The sequence below is a fragment of the Bradyrhizobium sp. ORS 278 genome (assembly GCF_000026145.1).
Classification (GTDB): Bacteria; Pseudomonadota; Alphaproteobacteria; order Rhizobiales; family Xanthobacteraceae; genus Bradyrhizobium.
This window is the reverse complement of sequence record NC_009445.1, coordinates 4,008,854-4,026,414: the sequence shown is the minus strand read 5'-3', so window position 1 is coordinate 4,026,414 and position 17,561 is coordinate 4,008,854. Positions and strand designations below refer to the sequence as shown.

17 protein-coding genes are annotated in these 17,561 nt (G+C 64.5%); 9 read left to right on the top strand and 8 right to left on the bottom strand.

The window, feature by feature from the left end; genetic code table 11:
- Positions 1 to 71: 71 nt before the first annotated feature.
- The gene (locus tag BRADO_RS18000; RefSeq protein ID WP_157872585.1) at positions 72 to 2,225 is read right to left on the bottom strand and encodes a hypothetical protein; all 2,154 of its coding nucleotides are present in this window, start codon (positions 2,223 to 2,225) and stop codon (positions 72 to 74) included.
- Between the two features lie 333 nt (positions 2,226 to 2,558).
- Here BRADO_RS18000 and BRADO_RS17995 point away from each other — a divergent pair, with 333 nt between their 5' ends.
- On the top strand, positions 2,559 to 2,927 hold the full coding sequence (locus BRADO_RS17995; protein WP_011926754.1) for a D-Ala-D-Ala carboxypeptidase family metallohydrolase: 369 nt from the start codon (positions 2,559 to 2,561) through the stop codon (positions 2,925 to 2,927).
- On the opposite strand, the gene mazG is transcribed toward BRADO_RS17995, so the two are convergent.
- Positions 2,928 to 3,746 carry a nucleoside triphosphate pyrophosphohydrolase gene (gene mazG, locus BRADO_RS17990; protein WP_011926753.1) on the bottom strand — a complete coding sequence of 273 codons (819 nt, stop codon included), beginning with the start codon at positions 3,744 to 3,746 and terminating at the stop codon, positions 2,928 to 2,930.
- Positions 3,747 to 3,878: 132 nt separating this feature from the next.
- Between mazG and queC the strand changes: the two genes are divergently transcribed.
- Positions 3,879 to 4,589 (top strand): 7-cyano-7-deazaguanine synthase QueC, encoded by a 711-nt coding sequence (queC, locus tag BRADO_RS17985; RefSeq protein WP_041756676.1) that lies wholly within the window; start codon positions 3,879 to 3,881, stop codon positions 4,587 to 4,589.
- 61 nt (positions 4,590 to 4,650) lie between these two features.
- On the opposite strand, the gene BRADO_RS17980 is transcribed toward queC, so the two are convergent.
- The 4 genes from BRADO_RS17980 to nthA all read right to left on the bottom strand — a co-directional run bounded on the left by BRADO_RS17980 (position 4,651) and on the right by nthA (position 7,332).
- Positions 4,651 to 5,484, bottom strand: a complete 834-nt coding sequence (locus BRADO_RS17980) for a hypothetical protein (RefSeq protein ID WP_011926751.1) — start codon at positions 5,482 to 5,484, stop codon at positions 4,651 to 4,653.
- Positions 5,485 to 5,651: 167 nt separating this feature from the next.
- A complete protein-coding gene (locus tag BRADO_RS17975; RefSeq protein WP_011926750.1) occupies positions 5,652 to 6,041 on the bottom strand; it encodes a nitrile hydratase accessory protein in 390 nt (129 codons plus the stop codon).
- A complete protein-coding gene (gene nthB / locus BRADO_RS17970) occupies positions 6,038 to 6,697 on the bottom strand; it encodes a nitrile hydratase subunit beta (RefSeq protein WP_011926749.1) in 660 nt (219 codons plus the stop codon). The genes BRADO_RS17975 and nthB overlap by 4 nt, the downstream gene beginning before the upstream one ends.
- The gene (nthA, locus tag BRADO_RS17965) at positions 6,697 to 7,332 is read right to left on the bottom strand and encodes a nitrile hydratase subunit alpha (protein WP_011926748.1); all 636 of its coding nucleotides are present in this window, start codon (positions 7,330 to 7,332) and stop codon (positions 6,697 to 6,699) included. Before nthA ends, nthB begins: the two co-directional genes overlap by 1 nt.
- A gap of 194 nt (positions 7,333 to 7,526) precedes the next feature.
- Between nthA and BRADO_RS17960 the strand changes: the two genes are divergently transcribed.
- Complete coding sequence (locus BRADO_RS17960; protein WP_011926747.1) at positions 7,527 to 8,987, top strand: GH1 family beta-glucosidase; 1,461 nt, start codon at positions 7,527 to 7,529, stop codon at positions 8,985 to 8,987.
- A 260-nt stretch (positions 8,988 to 9,247) separates the two neighbouring features.
- Complete coding sequence (locus BRADO_RS17955; RefSeq protein WP_011926746.1) at positions 9,248 to 10,135, top strand: hypothetical protein; 888 nt, start codon at positions 9,248 to 9,250, stop codon at positions 10,133 to 10,135.
- Positions 10,136 to 10,207: 72 nt separating this feature from the next.
- Here the strand turns inward: BRADO_RS17955 and BRADO_RS17950 are convergent, their stop codons facing one another.
- On the bottom strand, positions 10,208 to 11,053 hold the full coding sequence (locus BRADO_RS17950; protein WP_011926745.1) for a hypothetical protein: 846 nt from the start codon (positions 11,051 to 11,053) through the stop codon (positions 10,208 to 10,210).
- A gap of 249 nt (positions 11,054 to 11,302) precedes the next feature.
- Between BRADO_RS17950 and BRADO_RS17945 the strand changes: the two genes are divergently transcribed.
- The 5 genes from BRADO_RS17945 to BRADO_RS17925 all read left to right on the top strand — a co-directional run bounded on the left by BRADO_RS17945 (position 11,303) and on the right by BRADO_RS17925 (position 16,244).
- Positions 11,303 to 11,593, top strand: coding sequence for a hypothetical protein (locus BRADO_RS17945; protein ID WP_041756674.1), 291 nt, complete (start codon positions 11,303 to 11,305; stop codon positions 11,591 to 11,593).
- A gap of 18 nt (positions 11,594 to 11,611) precedes the next feature.
- On the top strand, positions 11,612 to 12,898 hold the full coding sequence (locus tag BRADO_RS17940; protein WP_011926743.1) for an ABC transporter substrate-binding protein: 1,287 nt from the start codon (positions 11,612 to 11,614) through the stop codon (positions 12,896 to 12,898).
- A gap of 72 nt (positions 12,899 to 12,970) precedes the next feature.
- Positions 12,971 to 13,846 (top strand): branched-chain amino acid ABC transporter permease, encoded by an 876-nt coding sequence (locus BRADO_RS17935; RefSeq protein WP_011926742.1) that lies wholly within the window; start codon positions 12,971 to 12,973, stop codon positions 13,844 to 13,846.
- 2 nt (positions 13,847 to 13,848) lie between these two features.
- Positions 13,849 to 14,778 carry a branched-chain amino acid ABC transporter permease gene (locus BRADO_RS17930; RefSeq protein WP_011926741.1) on the top strand — a complete coding sequence of 310 codons (930 nt, stop codon included), beginning with the start codon at positions 13,849 to 13,851 and terminating at the stop codon, positions 14,776 to 14,778.
- A complete protein-coding gene (locus BRADO_RS17925) occupies positions 14,775 to 16,244 on the top strand; it encodes an ATP-binding cassette domain-containing protein (protein WP_011926740.1) in 1,470 nt (489 codons plus the stop codon). Before BRADO_RS17930 ends, BRADO_RS17925 begins: the two co-directional genes overlap by 4 nt.
- Before the next feature lie 90 nt (positions 16,245 to 16,334).
- Here the strand turns inward: BRADO_RS17925 and BRADO_RS17920 are convergent, their stop codons facing one another.
- Positions 16,335 to 17,201 (bottom strand): hypothetical protein, encoded by an 867-nt coding sequence (locus BRADO_RS17920; RefSeq protein WP_011926739.1) that lies wholly within the window; start codon positions 17,199 to 17,201, stop codon positions 16,335 to 16,337.
- Positions 17,202 to 17,561: the final 360 nt, after the last annotated feature.

Sequence of the window (17,561 nt, the reverse complement as noted above, 5' to 3'; positions counted from 1 at the left end):
AAAATCGTGCGACGAAATCCATAGGCCCGCCTCGCGGGCCTACTTGCTTTTTTGGGCCTTGCGCTTTCGGGTTACTTGCTGGGCGCCTTGCCCGGGTCCTTGATGCTTACATCCTTGGCTCCATCCTGGCCGCGCCGGTCGATCCAACTGCAATTCGCGGCGACCCGCTGGGCAACGACGTTGAGCAATTGCTGCCAACGCATGGCTTGAGCCGTTCCCAAGCCGAGTGCCTTCTGGATCTTTCCGGGCAGGGCTTGTGCATCATTCAAAAGGAACAACGACAGATTGCAGGATTGAGCGGAGGGCCTAGCTCCACGACCGTCGAATAGATTGAGGCTCAATGCCGTGGCCTGCTCGGCCTCGAACAGCACATCCGGCTGCTCTGTCAAATTCAGGTTCGGAAGCCATCGCTTCTGCCGCTCGTCGAGATCATGGGCCGGGATGTTGTCCGGGCTGCTGATGACAGTCTCAAGGCGCGCTCTCAACAAAGCGATCATTTTGCCGAGTGATGCTGCCCATTCCTGCCGGGACGCCTCGCTCATCGAACGGCCGGACAGTTCAACCTCGTTGAAGTATTTGATCTTGGTGCTCATGACGATCAATGAGTTCTTGAGGTATATCTCGTAGATGTCGCACCAGAGCTTGCTGCGCTCTTCATTGCAGTATGTCCGCGGCGGCTTCCTTTTGCCATCTGTCGAAGTCTGCTGATCGACGCGAGACAAGATCAGATCGCATTCTGGCAATTGATGGCCACGGGGATCTTCGCTCTTCTCCAGGCATCGAGCACTGCGCGAGAGCATCATGTCGACGCCCTTCACCGAATAGTTGATCTCGCTCAGAGTCGGTTCGATCGGCCAAAGCGCCAGTGTTTCGATCTTCGCTTCACTCATGACGTAGAACGCGCTAATCACGCCCGGCGTTACGAACTCCTCGGCCTTTGGAAAGTCGTCGAGCATGTTCGTGAGAAAATTTGCCGCCTCCTTCTGCTGGCCGGACACCAAGAGGGTCAGGTCGCCAATTGCTGTCGTCAGGTAGGAGTCCACAATGATGACGGCGGCGACCTGCGCGCTGTCCTGATTTGTCTCTTTCAGGATTGCGCGAGCCGCCTTGAAGCGCTTTTGCAGACATTCGATGTCGTGCGCGACCTCCTGATCGCCTGCATCCCTCTCCGCCGGTGTCGCCTCCGAAAGAGACTTCGAGAGAATCTCCTTGAAGGTGATGTTGGAGCCTGGCTGACATACAGCGCGGGGAGCGTTCGAAGGGACGTTGCCCGCGCTGGATTTCTTGTTATCGAGATCATCCAGGCAGCCTCTCTTGAGCATCGCGGCGCTTCGGACGATGCGATCCTCGGACATTCTGATCCGTGTCAAGATTTGCTTGAAGACGTCGGTGCCTTTCGTACTTTCATCGTCACCCCAGATCTCTCCCGTGCGGATCGACAACAGGAGTTGCTGCCAGGAATACAAAAAGGCAGCGACGGCCGGGTCATGAGACGTCAAGTCGATCTGGTGTGCAGATTGATAACAACTGATCGCACCCATCGCAGGCCACAAATATCTAGAAACGAGCATGACTGAGATTACGTCTGTCTCATCGATGAGAGCAGAACGGGTGAACATTCGCCGAGCTCGTCCCCGCGGTGATGCAGGGTCAATGAACTCTGGTTCGTAGTAGGCATACTGTTCCACACTAAAGAGATCTCTTTGATCTCGCAGGTGATAGTCCGTGTCGCGGATAGTATTGTTGGTTCGCTCGGCAAAGGTGGCTTCGAAGCCCCCGACCTTGAAAGACCGAAGATAATCGAAGAAGTCTGGTCTTGCTGCAAAGACAATTGCAGCTATGCCAAGGATGGCGATCGCGGCCTGAAATGCCCAGGCGGTGTTCTGCTCCTCGCCGAGGGTCGCTGCCGTCAGTCGTCGCAGCACGTCTGCGAGGCCGTCCTTGTTGTAGTGAGCAAGCGTACCGATCAGCCCGCCAAGAATGAAGCACTCGAAGCGCGGTCCGATAAAGACCGAGCGCAGCGCCAGGAGGGTCTGCGGCATGGCAGCGTTGTCCGAGACGACTGCGAAGATCCCAAGCAGGACTACAACGATAATCGCAAGAGCCCACCACCGAGGGGTAGCAATTGATGCGTCGGCAAAAAAATAATCCCACGCTACGGCGCGCCCTTCGGCAATGATCCACGCAAAAAACACTCCGAGCAAAAACCAGATCATCAAATACACGAACGCGGTCTCCTGATGATGAAGTATGACGGATCTAGAAGGACAGCTGGCTAACGCCGCTACTTCCCACTGGGTGTCTCGATGATTATTCATCTTTCGATTGAAATCCAGAAGCTAATCTGCCTGAAATTGCGTCATTGGCTGATATCGCGGCGGCCGGATCGGCAGCCGCGGCGCCGGGGCGGATCGTGCTCAGCCGCGCCCCGGCCGGTTTCCGTGATCCCAGCGGTTCGCTATGCTGTTCCTCGGCGCCAGAACCTGGAAGGGCCGTGCAAGGGCCTCAACACCTATCCGCCGTAGACGCTTTGGGAGAACATCGGGCAGACCGCCGCCGTGCTCGACAAGCTGCGCGAGGAACTTGGTGTCCCGATCCGCATCCTCAGCGTCTACCGCTCGCCGCTGTACAACAGGTGCATTGACGGCTCCGCGGTCAACAGCTTTCACATGCAGTTCATGGCGATCGACTTCAGCTGCGACAGCGGCTCGCCGGCGAGTTGGCGCCCAAGCTCAAGGAGTACCGGTCGCGCGGGGGTCGCCGCCGGCATTGGCGGATACAGCTCGTTCGCCCATGTCGACACCCGCGGCGACAACATCAATTGGACCGGACCGTGCCCCGCTGTGGCGTTGGGGTGCCGGACCGGCGCCTTTGCGCGCCATGCGCCACGGAGGCTCGCCCTGGGACGACGAGTAGAGGCGCCTTAACTACTTCTCCAGGCCCTTCGCTTCGTTCCACAGCTCATCCATTTCATCGAGCGAGGCTTCGTCCAGCGTCCGCCCCTTTGCGGCGAGCGTGTGCTCGATGTGCGCGAAGCGGCGTTCGAACTTGGCGTTGGTGGCGCGTAGCGCGGTCTCCGGATCGACCTGGGCATGACGTGCGAGGTTGACGAGGGCGAACAGGAGATCGCCGGTCTCGTCGGTCAGCTCGGTCGCATCCCTCTTATCGAGCGCGGCTTCGATCTCGTCGGCCTCCTCGCGGATCTTCTGCAGCACGGCGCGCGGGTCGTTCCAGTCGAAGCCCACCGTCGCCGCTTTCTTCTGCAACTCCATCGCGCGCACCAGCGCGGGCTGGCCGGCCTTCACACCCGACAGCAGCGAGGACTCGCTGCTCTGGTCCTCGGCTGGCCGCCGCGCCGCGCGCTCGGCCTTTTCCTCGGCCTTGATGCGGTCCCAGGTGCCCTTGGTGGGCTTGGTGACATTGCCGTCCTTGTCGGGGAAGACATGCGGATGGCGGCGGATCATCTTCCTGGTGATGCCCTCCACGACGTCGCCGAACGCGAACGCGCCTTGCTCCTCGGCGATGCGGGCGTGATAGACCACCTGCAGCAGGAGATCACCGAGCTCCTCTTGGAGATCGTCGAGATCCGCCCGCGTGATCGCATCCGCAACCTCGTAGGCCTCCTCGATCGTGTAGGGCGCGATCGTCTCGAACGTCTGCTCGACGTCCCAGGGACAGCCGGTGACGGGTGTGCGCAGCGCCGCCATGATCTCGATGAGGCGTGAGATGTCGCGGGAAGGGGTCATTGCTGGTCCTGGCGGCAACTTTTCCTTGACCCTGTATGCCTCAAGCCATGCGCGCGTCCCAGCGAAAACCGCGCACGGCCGGACGCCGCGCGCGGGTTGGCCGGACCAGATGATGATGCTAAGCGGGTGGCCATGAGTGAACAGGATGCAACGGCCCTGGTGCTGTTCTCGGGCGGGCAGGACTCGACCACGTGCCTCGCCTGGGCGCTCGACCGCTTCGCGCGCGTCGAGACGATCGGCTTCTCTTATGGTCAGCGTCACGGCATCGAGCTCGACTGCCGGGCCCGGTTGCGCGACGGCATCGCTCAGCTGCGTGCGGATTGGGCTGACAAGCTCGGCTGCGAGCATACCCTGGACATCCCGACGCTGGCTGCGATCTCGGAGACCGCGCTGACGCGCGATGTCGCCATCGAGATGGGCGCCGACGGCCTGCCAAATACGTTCGTGCCCGGCCGCAACCTCGTGTTCCTGACCTTCGCGGCGGCGCTGGCCTATCGGCGCGGCATCCGGCACATCGTCGGCGGCATGTGCGAGACCGACTATTCCGGCTATCCGGACTGCCGCGACGAGACCATCAAGGCGCTGCAGGTGGCTCTGAGTCTCGGCATGGCGCGTCCATTCGAGCTGCACACGCCGTTGATGTGGTTGACCAAGGCAGCGACCTGGCAGCTCGCGCATGATCTCGGGGGCAGGGGCCTTGTCGATCTCATCCGCGACGAGTCGCACACCTGCTATCTCGGCGAGCGCGGCGCGCGGCATGATTGGGGCCATGGCTGCGGCCGGTGTCCCGCCTGCGAGCTGCGTGCTCACGGCTGGCGCGCTTATGTCGGTGGCGGAGCCTGACGCAGAAACGGGGCCTTCAAGGCCCCGCGTCAGATCGAGAATGAGATCGGTGTGACGGACGTCAGGCCGCTTCGTGGTCCGACGCCTCGCGCTTGCTGACGACGACGAGGTCGTCGGCCTCGTCGTGGCTCTCATCGGCCTGTTCGAGGGCGGCGGACGCCGCCTTGGCCGCCAGACGTGCAGTGATGTCGTCCTTTGCGTCCTTGCCGCTCTTCTCCCAGGCCGGCGCATTGAGCACGACGATGTCGTCGTCATGACCGGCTTCCGCCTCGGCGTCGGCGGGCACGATCGACGGCGCCTTGGCTTCGACGACGCGAAGCGCGGGCGCCTCGGCTTCCACCTGGACCTCGACTTCGGCCTCTGACTCTGCAGCTTCGGCGGCCGGCTCCTCGGCCACCTCGGCCCCGACCGGCTCGTCCTCCGAAGCATCCTGCTGAGCCTCGGATTCGACCTCGACTTCGGCCGCGGCAGCAACGGGCTCTGCGGACGCGGTCTCCTGGTCAGCATCCGCGTTGACGGCAGTCTCAACCTCCGCAGGGTCGACGGCTGCGGTCGCGCTTGGCGGGGCCGCAGCATCGTCCTGCGCGGTGAGGCCGAGATGCTGCGAGATCTCCTTGATCACCTTGTCGATCGCTTGCAGCACGCGGTATGGCGGGATCGAGGTCATGTGCTGCTCGAACCGGGTGCGTGCATATTGCAGCGAGTCGATCACGTCGGTCGCGATCGACGAGCCCGAGGCCTCGGTGCCATGCAGGGCGTCGGCGGCCTTGTTGGTCGAATCCTCGATCAGCAGAAAGGCCTCGTATTGCGGGATGGATTTCAGTTTTTCGTGGTAGTCGCGGCGCACGCTGACAAGCGTATCGACGATGGCAGCGAACGACTCTGGCGTGGTCATTTCGGCGTCCCCCTCAACTTCAACAAAGAAGATGCGCGGAACGCTACGGACACACTCGTGAATGTTCAATTTCGAGCAAATACGGCTCCTCACATCATGCATACCCCGCCGTTAAGGCGGGTTCGCCAAATGCGGCGGAAGCCGGTTACCCGCGCTTAACGATTGCGTCAGCCCGCGAAGTCCTCGGGGCGGAGCTCGATCGGCTTGCCGTGGGGCGTCCGGTCGGCGGCGTGATCCCAGGCATCGCGATAGCGGGCGAGATTGGCGGAGGTGGTCACACCCTTCTCGGCCACCAGCCGCTCCAGCGTGGCGAGCCAATTCCGGTAGTAGGTGTCGCCGCAATCGGCGTCGCCGCCGGCCTGCGCGCGCGAGATCTCGTCGGCGAGCACGGCGGCCCATTCCGGCCAGGTGAACAGACCCCGCGCATGCAATGTCACTGCCATTGCAAACGCGTGCGCCTCCCACGGTTCACGAAACACCGGCCCTTCGGCATCGACGGGAATGCCGGGCAGGGCACGCGTCGCCGCAAGCGCGGCCCGATGATCGGGCGCGCTCATGCGCGCTCCAGATAGGGCTCGAAGGCGTCGACGGTGACCTCGAGCAGCGGATCGGGTGCATCGGCCCACAGCTCCGCGCCGCTGAACGACACCGTGTAAAGCCATTGCGGGTTTTCGCCTTGGCCATGGGCATTGCTGTCCGGGAACACGTGCACGCCCCGGACGGCCTCGATGCGGCCGACATGGCCGCGCACGTAGCGCGGCAGCCGCGTATGCGTCGGCGGATGCATGTCCTTGGCGCGCACGCAGTCGCCAACGGCAAACAGCGCCGAGGTCGTAGCCGCGCGCTCGGTCGGTCCGCCCCGGCCCAGCGTGACGGGGACATCGTCCGCTTTGAGGATCTTCGCGACCGGCCGCGCCGGATGCAGCATCCTGCCGGCGGCGATCTCGTCCGCCTCGACGAGATGCCGTTCCGCGGTCAGGCGCTCGATGCCGGCGAGCCAGATCTGGTAGTAGCTCTTGGACAGATAGTCGGCCGGCGCGCGGTTCTCGCGGGCGAAGCGCGACATGTCGATGTTCCAGCCGCCAGGCGTGGCCATCGCCAAGGTCAGCGCGAACGCACGTCGCTCCCATTCGGCGTGAAACACCGGCTCGTCGGGTTCGGGGCGGACCGGACCGAAGTCGGCAACGCCGCCCATGTCATGTGCGCCGTCCATCAGCGGGTCACCTCGTCAGCACGCCTGGGCAGGCCGGTCCCGATCATGCTGTCGCGCGTGACGAGCTCGGCGAGCCGATCTTCGCTCCAGCCCTCGGTGCCCTCGGGGCGCATCGGCAGGACGAAGTAGCGGATTTCCGCGGTCGAATCCCAGACCCTGATCTTCGTGGTCGGCGGCAGCTCGAAGCCGAAATCGCGCAGCACGCCGCGCGGGTCCTTCACGGCCTTGGCGCGATAGGGCGCCGATTTGTACCAGACCGGCGGCAAGCCGAGCACCGGCCAGGGGTAACAGGAGCACAGGGTGCACACGACCATGTTGTGCAGCTCCGGCGTGTTCTCGACCGCGACGATGTGCTCGCCCTGGCGGCCGGCATAGCCGAGCTCGCCGATCGCGGGCGTCGCATCGGACAACAGCCGCGATCGAAACGCCGGATCGCTCCAGGCGCGGGCCACCACCCGGGCCCCATTGCGCGGTCCGACCTTGCTTTCATAGGTCTCGATAAGCACGTCGAGGGCAGCCGGATCGATGTAGCCCTTCTCGGTGAGGATCGTTTCGAGCGCGCGGACGCGCAGCTCGGTCTCGGACAGGTCCGAATGATCGTGGTGATGGTCGTGATGATGATCGTGATGGCTCATGGTGCGAAAATAGGGGGATCGCCTCGCGCTGTCGAGCGATGGCCGTCTCCGGTGGTTGTGCGGCGCGAGAACACGCTGGGCATGCAACTTCGTCCAGGCGGGTTCCCGAGGTTCAAATTGGCGCCCAGATGTGGTTCCTAGTCGGGTTCGTCCGCCGGGCCGGGGGCGAAAAGACCAGACCTTGAGGTTCATCAATGCCGAACGACGTCTCCCGCCGTGATCTTGCGAAGCTGGCCGGACTGGCTGCCCTCGGGGCGGCCAATACGCCGGCGCAAGCGGAGGAGGCCGCCGTGCAAGAGGATGTGAGCCGTCGTTTCCCTGCTGATTTTGTCTGGGGCACGGCCACCTCGTCCTACCAGATCGAAGGCGGTGCGAGCGCCGACGGCCGCGGTCCGTCGATCTGGGACGTGTTCACGCATGTGCAGGGCAACATCGAGGATGCCTCGACCGGCGACGTCGCCTGCGATCATTACAACCGCTACAAGGAGGACGTGCGGCTGATCAGGGAGCTCGGCTGCCGCGCCTATCGCTTCTCGATCGCCTGGCCGCGGCTGTTTCCCGACGGCGGGCTGACCCCCAATCCGAAGGGGCTGGATTTCTATAACCGGCTCGTCGACGAGCTGCTGGCCAACGGCATCGAGCCTTACGCGACGCTGTATCATTGGGACCTGCCGCAGGGGCTGCAGGACCGCGTCGGCGGCTGGCGCTCGGCCGAGACCGCGAAGGCGTTCGCGCATTATGCCGGCCATGTCGCGCAGCATCTCAGCGACCGGGTCAAGACGATCTTCACGATCAACGAATGCGGCCGGTTCGTTCCGTTCGGCTATGGGCTCGGCATCGATGCACCGGGATTGAAGCTGCCGCCCCAGGAGGTCAACCAGGCGCGGCATCACGTGGCGCTGGCGCATGGACTGGCCGTGCAGGCGATCCGCGCCAAGGGCCGGTCGGGCACCCGCGTCGGCATGGCCGAGAACATCACCGCCTGCCTGCCGGCGATCGATACGCCGGAGAACATCCGCGCCGCCGAAATCGCGACGCGCGAGATGAATGCCGGTTTCCTCAACGTCATCCTCGAGGGCCGCTATACCGAGGGCTTCCTCGCGTGGTCCGGCAAGGATGCGCCGGTGTTCACGGCGGAGGAGCTGAAGACGATCGCCTCGCCGGTCGATTTCGTCGGCCTCAACATCTACGCGCCGCAGGCCTATGTCGTGGCATCGGATCGCGCGCCAGGCTTCGACGTGTTGCCCATGCCGGCCTCGTTCCCGCACATGAGCTCTCCCTGGCTGCTGGTCGGACCGGAGACGGCCTATTGGGTGCCGAAGCTCGCCGCCAAGATCTGGAATCTCAAGACCATCTACATCACCGAGAACGGCACCTCGTCGGACGACAAGATCACGGCGGACGGCAAGGTGCATGACCTCGATCGCGTGATGTATCTGCGCAATTATCTCGCCCAGCTGCAGCGCGCGACATCCGAGGGCGTGCCGGTGAAGGGCTACTTTCTCTGGAGTCTGCTGGACAATTTCGAGTGGGTGTTCGGCTACAAGCAGCGCTTCGGCGTCTACCACGTCGACTTCGACACCCAGCGACGGACGCCGAAGCTCAGCGCGTCGTATTATCGTCACGTGATCACGCGGAATGCAGTGAGTGCCTGAGCGCACCATCGCGCTGCTACTTTTGCGAGATCGCCACTTCGCGGCTCACGTCGACATTGTGCCCGCATGGTGCGGAAAGCACACTTTGCGTCTCTCGTTCGCACCCGCGACAATTTGAACGGCAAGGGACAGCCGAATTGACGTAAACGACGGGCTCGCGTGATCCACAAGTGAGACCCTTGGCCATGTCAGTATCTGTCGTTCGTTCGCCTGTCGGCCGTCTTTGCGCTGGCGTTTTGTTCTGTCTCCTGGGCGCGGCCATGAGCCCTGCGAACGCGCAGGGCGACGCGACGAAGCCGGCCGCAGAGCAACCCGCGGCGGCAGCCGCCGACAAGCCGGCCGAGGCCGAGAAGAAGCCCGCGGCCGATGCCAATTCTGACGCGAAGCCCGATGCCAAGCCGGCGGAGCAGGCAGCCGAGAAGCCCGCCGCTGCCGAGGCGGAGAAGTCGGCGGACAAGCCCGCCGAGCCGGCCACCGCACCGGCGGCGGCTGCCGCCGACGAGCCCAAGCCCGCGACTGCCCCTCCGGCGGAAAAGGCTGCGGCCGACAAGCCGGCGTCGACCGAGAGCGCTGCCGACGTCAAGCCGGTGGAGTCAAAGGACGAAGGCAATTCCGAAGCCAAGGCGGAGATCAAGGCCGAGCCCAAGCAGGACGTCAAGCAAGAGGTCAAGCAGGAGACCAAGCCGGAGACGGACGCCGGGCAGAAGCCGGCGGTGACCGAGGCGAAGCCTGCCGAGGCCACGCCGTCGGCCGCCAAAGACGCGACCACGCCGGAGAAGGCAGACGCGAAGCCCGAGGACAAGGCTGCTGAAGCCAGCAAGCCTGCCGTCGCCGCACCCGCCGAGATCAACAAGACCGAGCCTTCAGTGGCCGCACCGGCCGCAGCGGTCCCGTCAGCTCCCGCAGCACCGAAAGCCGCCGCGAAGCCGGAGGCGGCAGGCGTATCGGACAAGGCCGGGACGCACGCCCATCATCATCACGCGCAGGACGACGACAAGCCGGCCAAGCACAAGCATCACGCGGCCAAGCCGAAGCGCGAGGCGAAGCACCACGCAAGAAGCGCTCGCAACTGCAAGAGCTTCCGCACCTACGACGCGGAGACCGGCAAGTATCGGGGCTATGACGGCAGGCTGCATCGCTGCTCGTGACGCCAAACGACATCAGCAGCGGCTGCGGCCGCTGCTGAAAGGGTCACCGGCTGGATTGAACTGACGAACGACTCAGCGCGGCAAGGGCGATTGAATGCCCGAGGTGTTGCGGGTCAGGAAGTTGCCGATCGTCGAGCCCTGCTGCTGCGGCTGCGGGCGGGCCAGACCGGTCGTGGTGCGCTGCTGTGGCGTCACGATGATCTGCTGCGGCGCGCCTGGCGGGACCGCTGCGCCGCGGGCTTGGACCGCCTGGTTCGACATCCGCGAGACCAGGCGCATCAACTGATCCTGGCCGGCCTGCAACTGCTCGATGGCCCGGGTGTGGTCGCGGCTGGCCTGATCCTGCGTCGACTTGATCTGTTCGATCCCCTGCTGCAACTCCGCGATGTCGCGCGCCATCCGCTGCATCAGGGTCGCCGGGGTGCCGTTGGCGGCGCCGTCTTCCGTCCCGCGCAGCGAGGCGTTCGACATCATGGCGTCATCAGTCCCCGGCTGGGCCGAGGCGTCCTCCGGCGTCGCCTCGCTGGAGCCGGGCATCCAACGATCCATCAGCGACGTTCCGAGATCGCGCTGCGACCATGCAACGGAGCCCCCCACCAGGACGACCAGCAGCGCGAGACCGATCGCGTTGCGGCCCCGCAGCTTGCCGAGCGGCGCCTTGATGCGGGCCCAGCGGCCGGTGTCCTTGCCAATTTCCTTGCCAATGTCCTTGACCGCGGTTTCGCCGGTGCTGGCTGCCGCAGCAGCGTCCGCGGCGACGCCGGGCTTCTCGATGGCGGCGAGGCGCGTATCGATCCTGGTCAGCACCTCGCGCAGGACGCGGCGATAGAGCTGATCGTAACCCGCCTTTTCCGGTTTCTCCGGCGCGAGCCCGATTTCGCTTGGATCGATCTGTTGCACATTCTGTGTGGACTGCATGGTGATCCCCAAACCCTGTACGTCCGCCGCCGACGCCGCTTTTCTATTTGAATTTTCAAACGTGACTGGAGCGGCCGCTTTGGCCGAAAGCAAGACAGCGTCGTGACGAGGAGGGGGCGTTTTCGGACAATCTGTTTTCGAGCGCCTGTCCATTGGTCGCCGGCATCGATTTTCCGAGCGCGCCGGCAAACCGATGCGGTACTATCCGACCGATCGTCTTTGGTCGGGACCGCCGGAAGAGCGAATGGCGTGTTTGACGCTCATCAACATCGCGGCGTTGTTAGGCCGGTCGGCGGGAGGCGCAAAGGCGAAGACCAGACGGTGGTCGTCAAGCGCATAGAAGAGGGCTGTGCGCGATGGATCTGTGAGCTGCTGTTAGCAGGCATCAACGGACTCATCGCCCAGGGGACTCATTTTGCCGCGATGCAGCAGAAGCTGCCGACGCTTATTAGGAACTTCGTCGGTTCGCCCGACGTTTCGCGAGCCATGAGCCGGAAGCTCTATCACAATGCACTGAACGCAGAGCAACGCGTAAGGTGAGGTCTTGCTCGCTGGCATGTGGGAGACCAAAGTCGCGCTGCCCGTCAGAGGCATAAGGAATCGGGAGGTTTCATGTTTTCGCTCAAGTCGTTCTTACTTGCGAGCTGCGCCACTGCGCTCGTATCGTCGGCCGCCTGGGCCGCTGATCCGATCAGGATCGGCGTCATCGCCGAAGCGCAAGCTGTCGCCGGCTCGTCGATCGCGCCCGCCGCGCAGCTGGCCGCCGAGGAGATCAACGCCAAGGGTGGTATCGACGGACGCAAGATCGAGATCGTCGTCTACGACAATCATTCCTCTTCGGCGGAATCCGTGCGGGCCTTCCAGCGCGCCGTCAGCGAGGACAAGGTCAACGCGGTCATCGCCAGCTACATCTCCGAGGTCGTGCTGGCGCTGGAGCCGTGGGCAGGGCGCCTCAAGACCGTGATGATCACACCTGGTGCTGCCTCCGACGTGATCACGCAGAACATCGCCAAGAACTACGACCAGCTGAAATACACCTTCCACGGCTATCTGACCTCGACCTCGCTGGCCGGACTGGTCTGCGATGCGGCCAAGGACCTGCTGGTCGAGCCCTACAAGATGAAGACCGCCGTGATCATGAGCGAGGACGCGGCGTGGACGACGCCGCTCGATGCCGGTTACGAGAAGTGCCTGCCGGAGATCGGGCTGAAGGTCGTCGACCACATCCGGATGTCGCCCGACACCACCGACTTCACGCCGATCTTCAACAAGATCGAGGGCCTGAAGCCGGACGTCATGATCACCGGCATTTCGCATGTCGGCACCCAGCCGACGGTGCAATGGAAGAGCCAGCAGGTGCCGATCCCGATGTTCGGCATCTCCTCGCAGGCGACCAACTCGACGTTCTGGAAGGACACCAACGGTGCCGTCGAAGGCGTCATGTTCAACGCCGTGTCGGGCCCCGGTGTGGCGGTGACGCCGAAGACGCTGCCCTTCGTCGACGCCTATCAGAAGAAGTTCGGCAACATCCCGTCCTACGCCGGCTACACCTCCTATGACGACGTCTACATGATCGCGGATGCGATCCACCGCGCCGGCGGCACCGATCCCGACAAGATGGTCGAGGCGATGGAAGCGACCGACTATGTCGGCACGATCGGCCGTGTGTCCTTCAAACCGAAGGGCGATCCGAATCCGCACGCGCTGCGCACGGGCAAGGGCTACATCACCGGATTGATGCTGCAGTGGCAGAACGGCAAGCAGGTCAACGTCTGGCCCAAGGAGCTCGCCGCGGGCACCGCCACCTGGCCCTCCTTCATCAAGCTCAAGGCGGCCAGCAACTGACGCATCGTGGGGCCGCCCGCAAGGGCGGCCCATTTTCTTGATGCATCGGTTTGACGCGCGGATCCATTCTCAATGCTTTTCTGGCAGATCTTGATTGATGGCTTTGCCATCAGTGCTCTCTATGCGCTCGGCGCGACCGGCTTCACGCTCATCTTCGGCGTCTCCGGCGTGCTCAACCTCTCTCATGGCGCGATCATGGTCGGCGCCGCTGTCGCGGCCTGGGCCGCGGCCGGCGAGCTCGGTGTCGGCCCCTATACAGGGGCGCTCATCGGCGTTCTCGCAGGACTGGTCCTGGCCTTCGCCACCTATTTCATCGCGGTCAGGCCGATCCAGCTGTCCAAGGCGATCGCGGAATCCGAGAAAGAGATCTTCATCCTCACCGCGACGCTGCTGTGGGGCATCATCATCCAGGAGGCGATCGCGTATTTCTTCACCAACAACGCGAAGACAGTGCTGCCGATCGTCGAGGGCGTCACGACCGTGTTCGGCGTGCGGACCCCGCGCAACGAGTACTTCACGGCGGTGATCTGCTGGGTCGCCATCGGGCTGCTGTGGTTCCTGGTCAACCGCACGCGGCGCGGCAAGGCCGTCATGGCGGCGTCGATGAACCCGCGCGGCGTGACGCTGCTCGGCATCGAGCTGTCGTCGATCTATCTGACCGTGTGGGCGATCTACGGCCTGCTGGCGGGCGTCGCCGGCATCCTGCTCGGCATGTTCTTAGGGGTGAGCTCCTACAGCGTGGGACCGCTCACGGCGAGCGCATTCTCGATCGTCGTGCTCGGCGGCCTCGGCAGCGTCTCCGGCTCGCTGATCGCGGCCTATGTCGTCGGCTATCTCGAGACCGGCACGGCCTATCTGATCTCGCCGGCCTACCGGACGATTCCGGCGCTTTTGCTGCTCGTCGTCGTGATGTATCTGCGCCCGCAAGGGCTGTTCGGACGGAGGTGAGCATGCCGGCATTCGTCTCCTCCCGGCTGTTCTGGATCGGCGCGCTCACCGTGATCGTCGCTCTCCTGCTGCCGTCCTACGTCTCCGGCTACGTGCTGGGATTGCTGACCGTCGCGTACTACACGGCCGTGTTCGCGATGTCCTGGGACCTGTTGTTCGGCTTCGCCGGCGAGGTCAATTTCGGGCCGACCTTCCTGATCGGCGTCGGCGCCTATACGGCCGGCATTCTCGACGCGCATTACTCGCCGGGGCTGTCGATCTGGATCTGCATCGCCGCCGGCGCGCTGGCCGCGGTCGTCGGCGGTGTGGTCCTGGCGCTGCCGGCGCTGCGCGTCAGCGGGCCGTATTTCGGCCTGACGACCTTGGTCGCGGTGCTGATGCTGCAGAACTTCATCGTCGTCGCGGCCGGGCTGACCGGCGGTGAAATCGGCCTCGCCGTGCCCGACGTGATCTCGATCGACGCCAAGACGAACTACTGGATCGCGCTCGGCTTCATGCTGGTGTCGGGCGCCATCCTGTTCGGCCTGTCCCGCAGCGCCATCGGCCTGATCCTGCAGGCCAGCGGCCAGGACAAGATCCAGGCCGGCGCGCTCGGCTTCAACGTCACCAAGCACAAGCTGGCGGCGTTCGTGGTCAGCGCGTTCTTCTCCGGCCTCGCCGGCGCGCTGATGGTGTTCTACATGGGCACCGCGTCCGTCTCGACCTTCGTCGATGTCGGCGTCGGCGTGCAGATCATCATCGCTGCCGTGCTCGGCGGCCGGCGCACCGTCATCGGCGCCGCGATCGGCGCGATCTTCCTGATCGGCATGGGCGAGCTGCTGCGGCCGCTCGGAGAGCTCGCCACCTTGATCGTCTCGGTGATTGCGCTGGTGGTCATCCTGTTCTTCCCCGACGGCTTCCTCGGCATCATCAGGGGAGGGGCCAAAGCATGACGCAAGCTCCGATGCTGGAGGTCAGCGGCCTCACCAAGCGGTTCGGTGGCCTGGTCGCCGTCAAGAATCTGAGCTTCTCGATTCGACCCGGCGAGATCCTGGGACTGATCGGGCCGAACGGCTCGGGGAAATCGACGGCGATGAAGAGCGTGATGGGTGTGGAACGACCGACCACGGGCTCGGTCAAGCTCGACGGTGTCGAGCTCGCCGGCATGCCGTCCCATCGCATCGCGCGCATGGGTGTCGGCCTGGTGTTTCAGCACTCGCGGCCGCTGGCCCGCCAGACGGTGCTGGAGAACATCAAGGTCGCGCTGCTGCCCGACAAGCTGACACGGCTGTTCGCCGACAAGGATGTCGATGCCAGGGCGCGCGCTATTGCCGAGCGCGTCGGCCTCGGGGGCGTCATCGACCGCCGGCCGCCGACGCTGGCATTCGCCGATCTACGCCGGCTGGAGCTTGCGAAGGCCGTGGCGCGCAGCCCGAAGCTGGTGCTGGTCGATGAGCCCTTTGCCGGCCTTACGGCCTCCGAGGTCGCCGACTTCTCCAACCTGATCCGCGAATTCCGCGATGACGGTCGCGCCGTGCTGCTGGTCGATCACAACGTCAAGAGCGTGTCCGCATTGGTCGACCGGGTGCTCGCGATGTATCTCGGCGAGAAGATCGCCGAGGGCAGGGCGACCGAGGTAATGCAGGACGAGACCGTGCGTCGCGTCTATCTCGGGGGCGCACTGGTCTCGACCGCGCGTCCCGAGGCGAGCTTCAAGGACGTGACGCCGGCGCTGCAGGTCGACAAGGTCGGCGTGCTCTACGGCAAGGCCCAGGCGCTGCAGGACGTGTCCTTGCATGTCCATGAAGGCGAGTTCGTCTCCGTCGTCGGCCTCAACGGCGCTGGCAAGACGACGCTGTTCAACGCGATCTCGGGCCTGGTGCCGTATTCCGGCGAGGTGAAGTGGGCAGGGCGCAACCTCGCGGGCGGCACGGCGGCGCAGATCGCGCGCGACGGCATCGTGCAGTGTCCGGAGACGCGCGAGCTGTTCGGTGACATGACCGTGCGCGAAAACCTCGAGCTCGGCGGCAACGCGCTATCGGACACCGAGCGTGGCGAGCGCCTCGAATGGCTGTTCGGGCTGTTTCCAATTCTGAAGTCGCGGCAGCCACAGCTGGCGCGGACGCTCTCGGGCGGCGAGCAGCAGATGCTGGCGATCGCGCGCGCGCTGATGATGAAGCCGAAACTCCTGATCCTCGACGAGCCGACGCTCGGGCTCGCGCCGGTGATCCTGGAAACGCTGTCCAAGGCGCTCGATCGTCTGCGCGAGACCACCAAGATCACGGTGCTGCTCGGCGAGCAGAACGTCACCTTCGCGCTCCCGCACGCCGACCGCGTCTACGTGCTGGATCACGCGAAGATCGTCTGGGAGGGCCCGCCGGATCGCTTCGAGGCCGAGGCTGCGGCGAACTATCTGTAGACGCGTGGCTGCCGCAACGAACGTCGCGGCAATCCTCATGTCATGATCGTCCTGAGGGGCAGGGCGAGGCCCTGCCCGGATCTCGTCAGCTCAGAAGTTCGGAAACCGCGGAGCGCGCGCCGGAACCTGCTGAGGCGGCCGCGGCGCCGCGAGCCGCGCCGCCGCGCCGACCGTCGTCGTCGGCTCGGTCTTCGCGGCGCGGACCGCGCGCGCGAGCTGATCCTGGCTGGCCTGCAGTTGCTCGATGGCCTTGGCCTGGTCGCGGCTGGCCTGCTCCTGGCTGGCCTTCAGATCCTGAAGCCCGGTCTGCAGCGCAGCGACATCGTGCGCGATCTTCTCGATCAGAGGCGCTAGGTCTCGCTCTGGCGCTGGCGGCATGTCTCGCTCGGACGTCGCATCCGCCATGGCCGAGGAGGGATCGCTGGACCGGCCGGACGGCGGCTCCGGAGACGGCGACGCGGACGGGACTGATGAGGCAGGGGCCGCATCGGCGTTGTCGGCCGCGCCCGCTCCCGACGTCGCAGCAGGCTCCCGGGTGCCGGTCGGCATCGCCATCTGCGGCGCCTCGCGGCGGATCGATTGAATGGCACCTTCGATCCTGTCCGTGACCGAGGTGATGGCCTCCTGATGATCACGCGCCAAGGTGACCACCGCGCCGACGAGCCCGGCCGACGCCGCCAGCGTGATGGCTGCGCGCAGCACCGGCCGGCGCCTTGCGGCCGTCGGCGTCGTCGCGCTCTCAGCCGCTGCCAACGGTGCGGGAATGTCGACCGCGTCAGTAGCCATCTCGGCTTCCGCTTCTGCCGCCGCCTGAGCCTCGATCGCCGCAATCCGCTGATCGATGCGGGCGCGCACCTCGGTGAGCACGCGCTGATAGATCTGCTCGCAGATATCGTTCTCGGGTGACAGCGCGACATCACCCGGATCAACTTCCTTCGGCGTCGACTGAACTGACATGTCCTCGGGTCCTGTACGCGAAACGCCCATGCCAAATCCCCGCCAGCGATTTGGCGGGGGGCTTTGACCAAACGAAGACTAAGGGGTGGCCAGTGAAGGGCGATTTCGCAGAGCACGGACGTGCGATTCCCGGACGGAAGCAGCCTGTATTGGAGCTGTGATCTGCCCATAGTCAATTCGCATAAGGTATATTATGGAATATTTATATGCTGAGGAAGATCAGTGGCTTGGCGCCGAAACCTCGAAAATCTCTGGAGTTGCCGCGCCTTTCAGCCCGTATCCGAGGCTGGCGTCAAACCTCTCGTCGGCGTCATGGAAAGATCCTCTCCGGCGGCTCCAACGAACGCCGATATTGCTGCT

Bases quoted from the DNA above. Each gene is read 5' to 3' on its own strand.
- mazG (WP_011926753.1), bottom strand. From the start codon at position 3,746: ATGACCCCTTCCCGCGACATCTCACGCCTCATCGAGATCATGGCGGCG.
- queC (WP_041756676.1), top strand. From the start codon at position 3,879: ATGAGTGAACAGGATGCAACGGCCCTGGTGCTGTTCTCGGGCGGGCAG.
- BRADO_RS17980 (WP_011926751.1), bottom strand. From the start codon at position 5,484: ATGACCACGCCAGAGTCGTTCGCTGCCATCGTCGATACGCTTGTCAGC.
- BRADO_RS17975 (WP_011926750.1), bottom strand. From the start codon at position 6,041: ATGAGCGCGCCCGATCATCGGGCCGCGCTTGCGGCGACGCGTGCCCTG.
- nthB (WP_011926749.1), bottom strand. From the start codon at position 6,697: ATGGACGGCGCACATGACATGGGCGGCGTTGCCGACTTCGGTCCGGTC.
- nthA (WP_011926748.1), bottom strand. From the start codon at position 7,332: ATGAGCCATCACGATCATCATCACGACCATCACCACGATCATTCGGAC.
- BRADO_RS17960 (WP_011926747.1), top strand. From the start codon at position 7,527: ATGCCGAACGACGTCTCCCGCCGTGATCTTGCGAAGCTGGCCGGACTG.
- BRADO_RS17955 (WP_011926746.1), top strand. From the start codon at position 9,248: ATGAGCCCTGCGAACGCGCAGGGCGACGCGACGAAGCCGGCCGCAGAG.
- BRADO_RS17950 (WP_011926745.1), bottom strand. From the start codon at position 11,053: ATGCAGTCCACACAGAATGTGCAACAGATCGATCCAAGCGAAATCGGG.
- BRADO_RS17935 (WP_011926742.1), top strand. From the start codon at position 12,971: ATGCTTTTCTGGCAGATCTTGATTGATGGCTTTGCCATCAGTGCTCTC.
- BRADO_RS17930 (WP_011926741.1), top strand. From the start codon at position 13,849: ATGCCGGCATTCGTCTCCTCCCGGCTGTTCTGGATCGGCGCGCTCACC.
- BRADO_RS17925 (WP_011926740.1), top strand. From the start codon at position 14,775: ATGACGCAAGCTCCGATGCTGGAGGTCAGCGGCCTCACCAAGCGGTTC.
- BRADO_RS17920 (WP_011926739.1), bottom strand. From the start codon at position 17,201: ATGTCAGTTCAGTCGACGCCGAAGGAAGTTGATCCGGGTGATGTCGCG.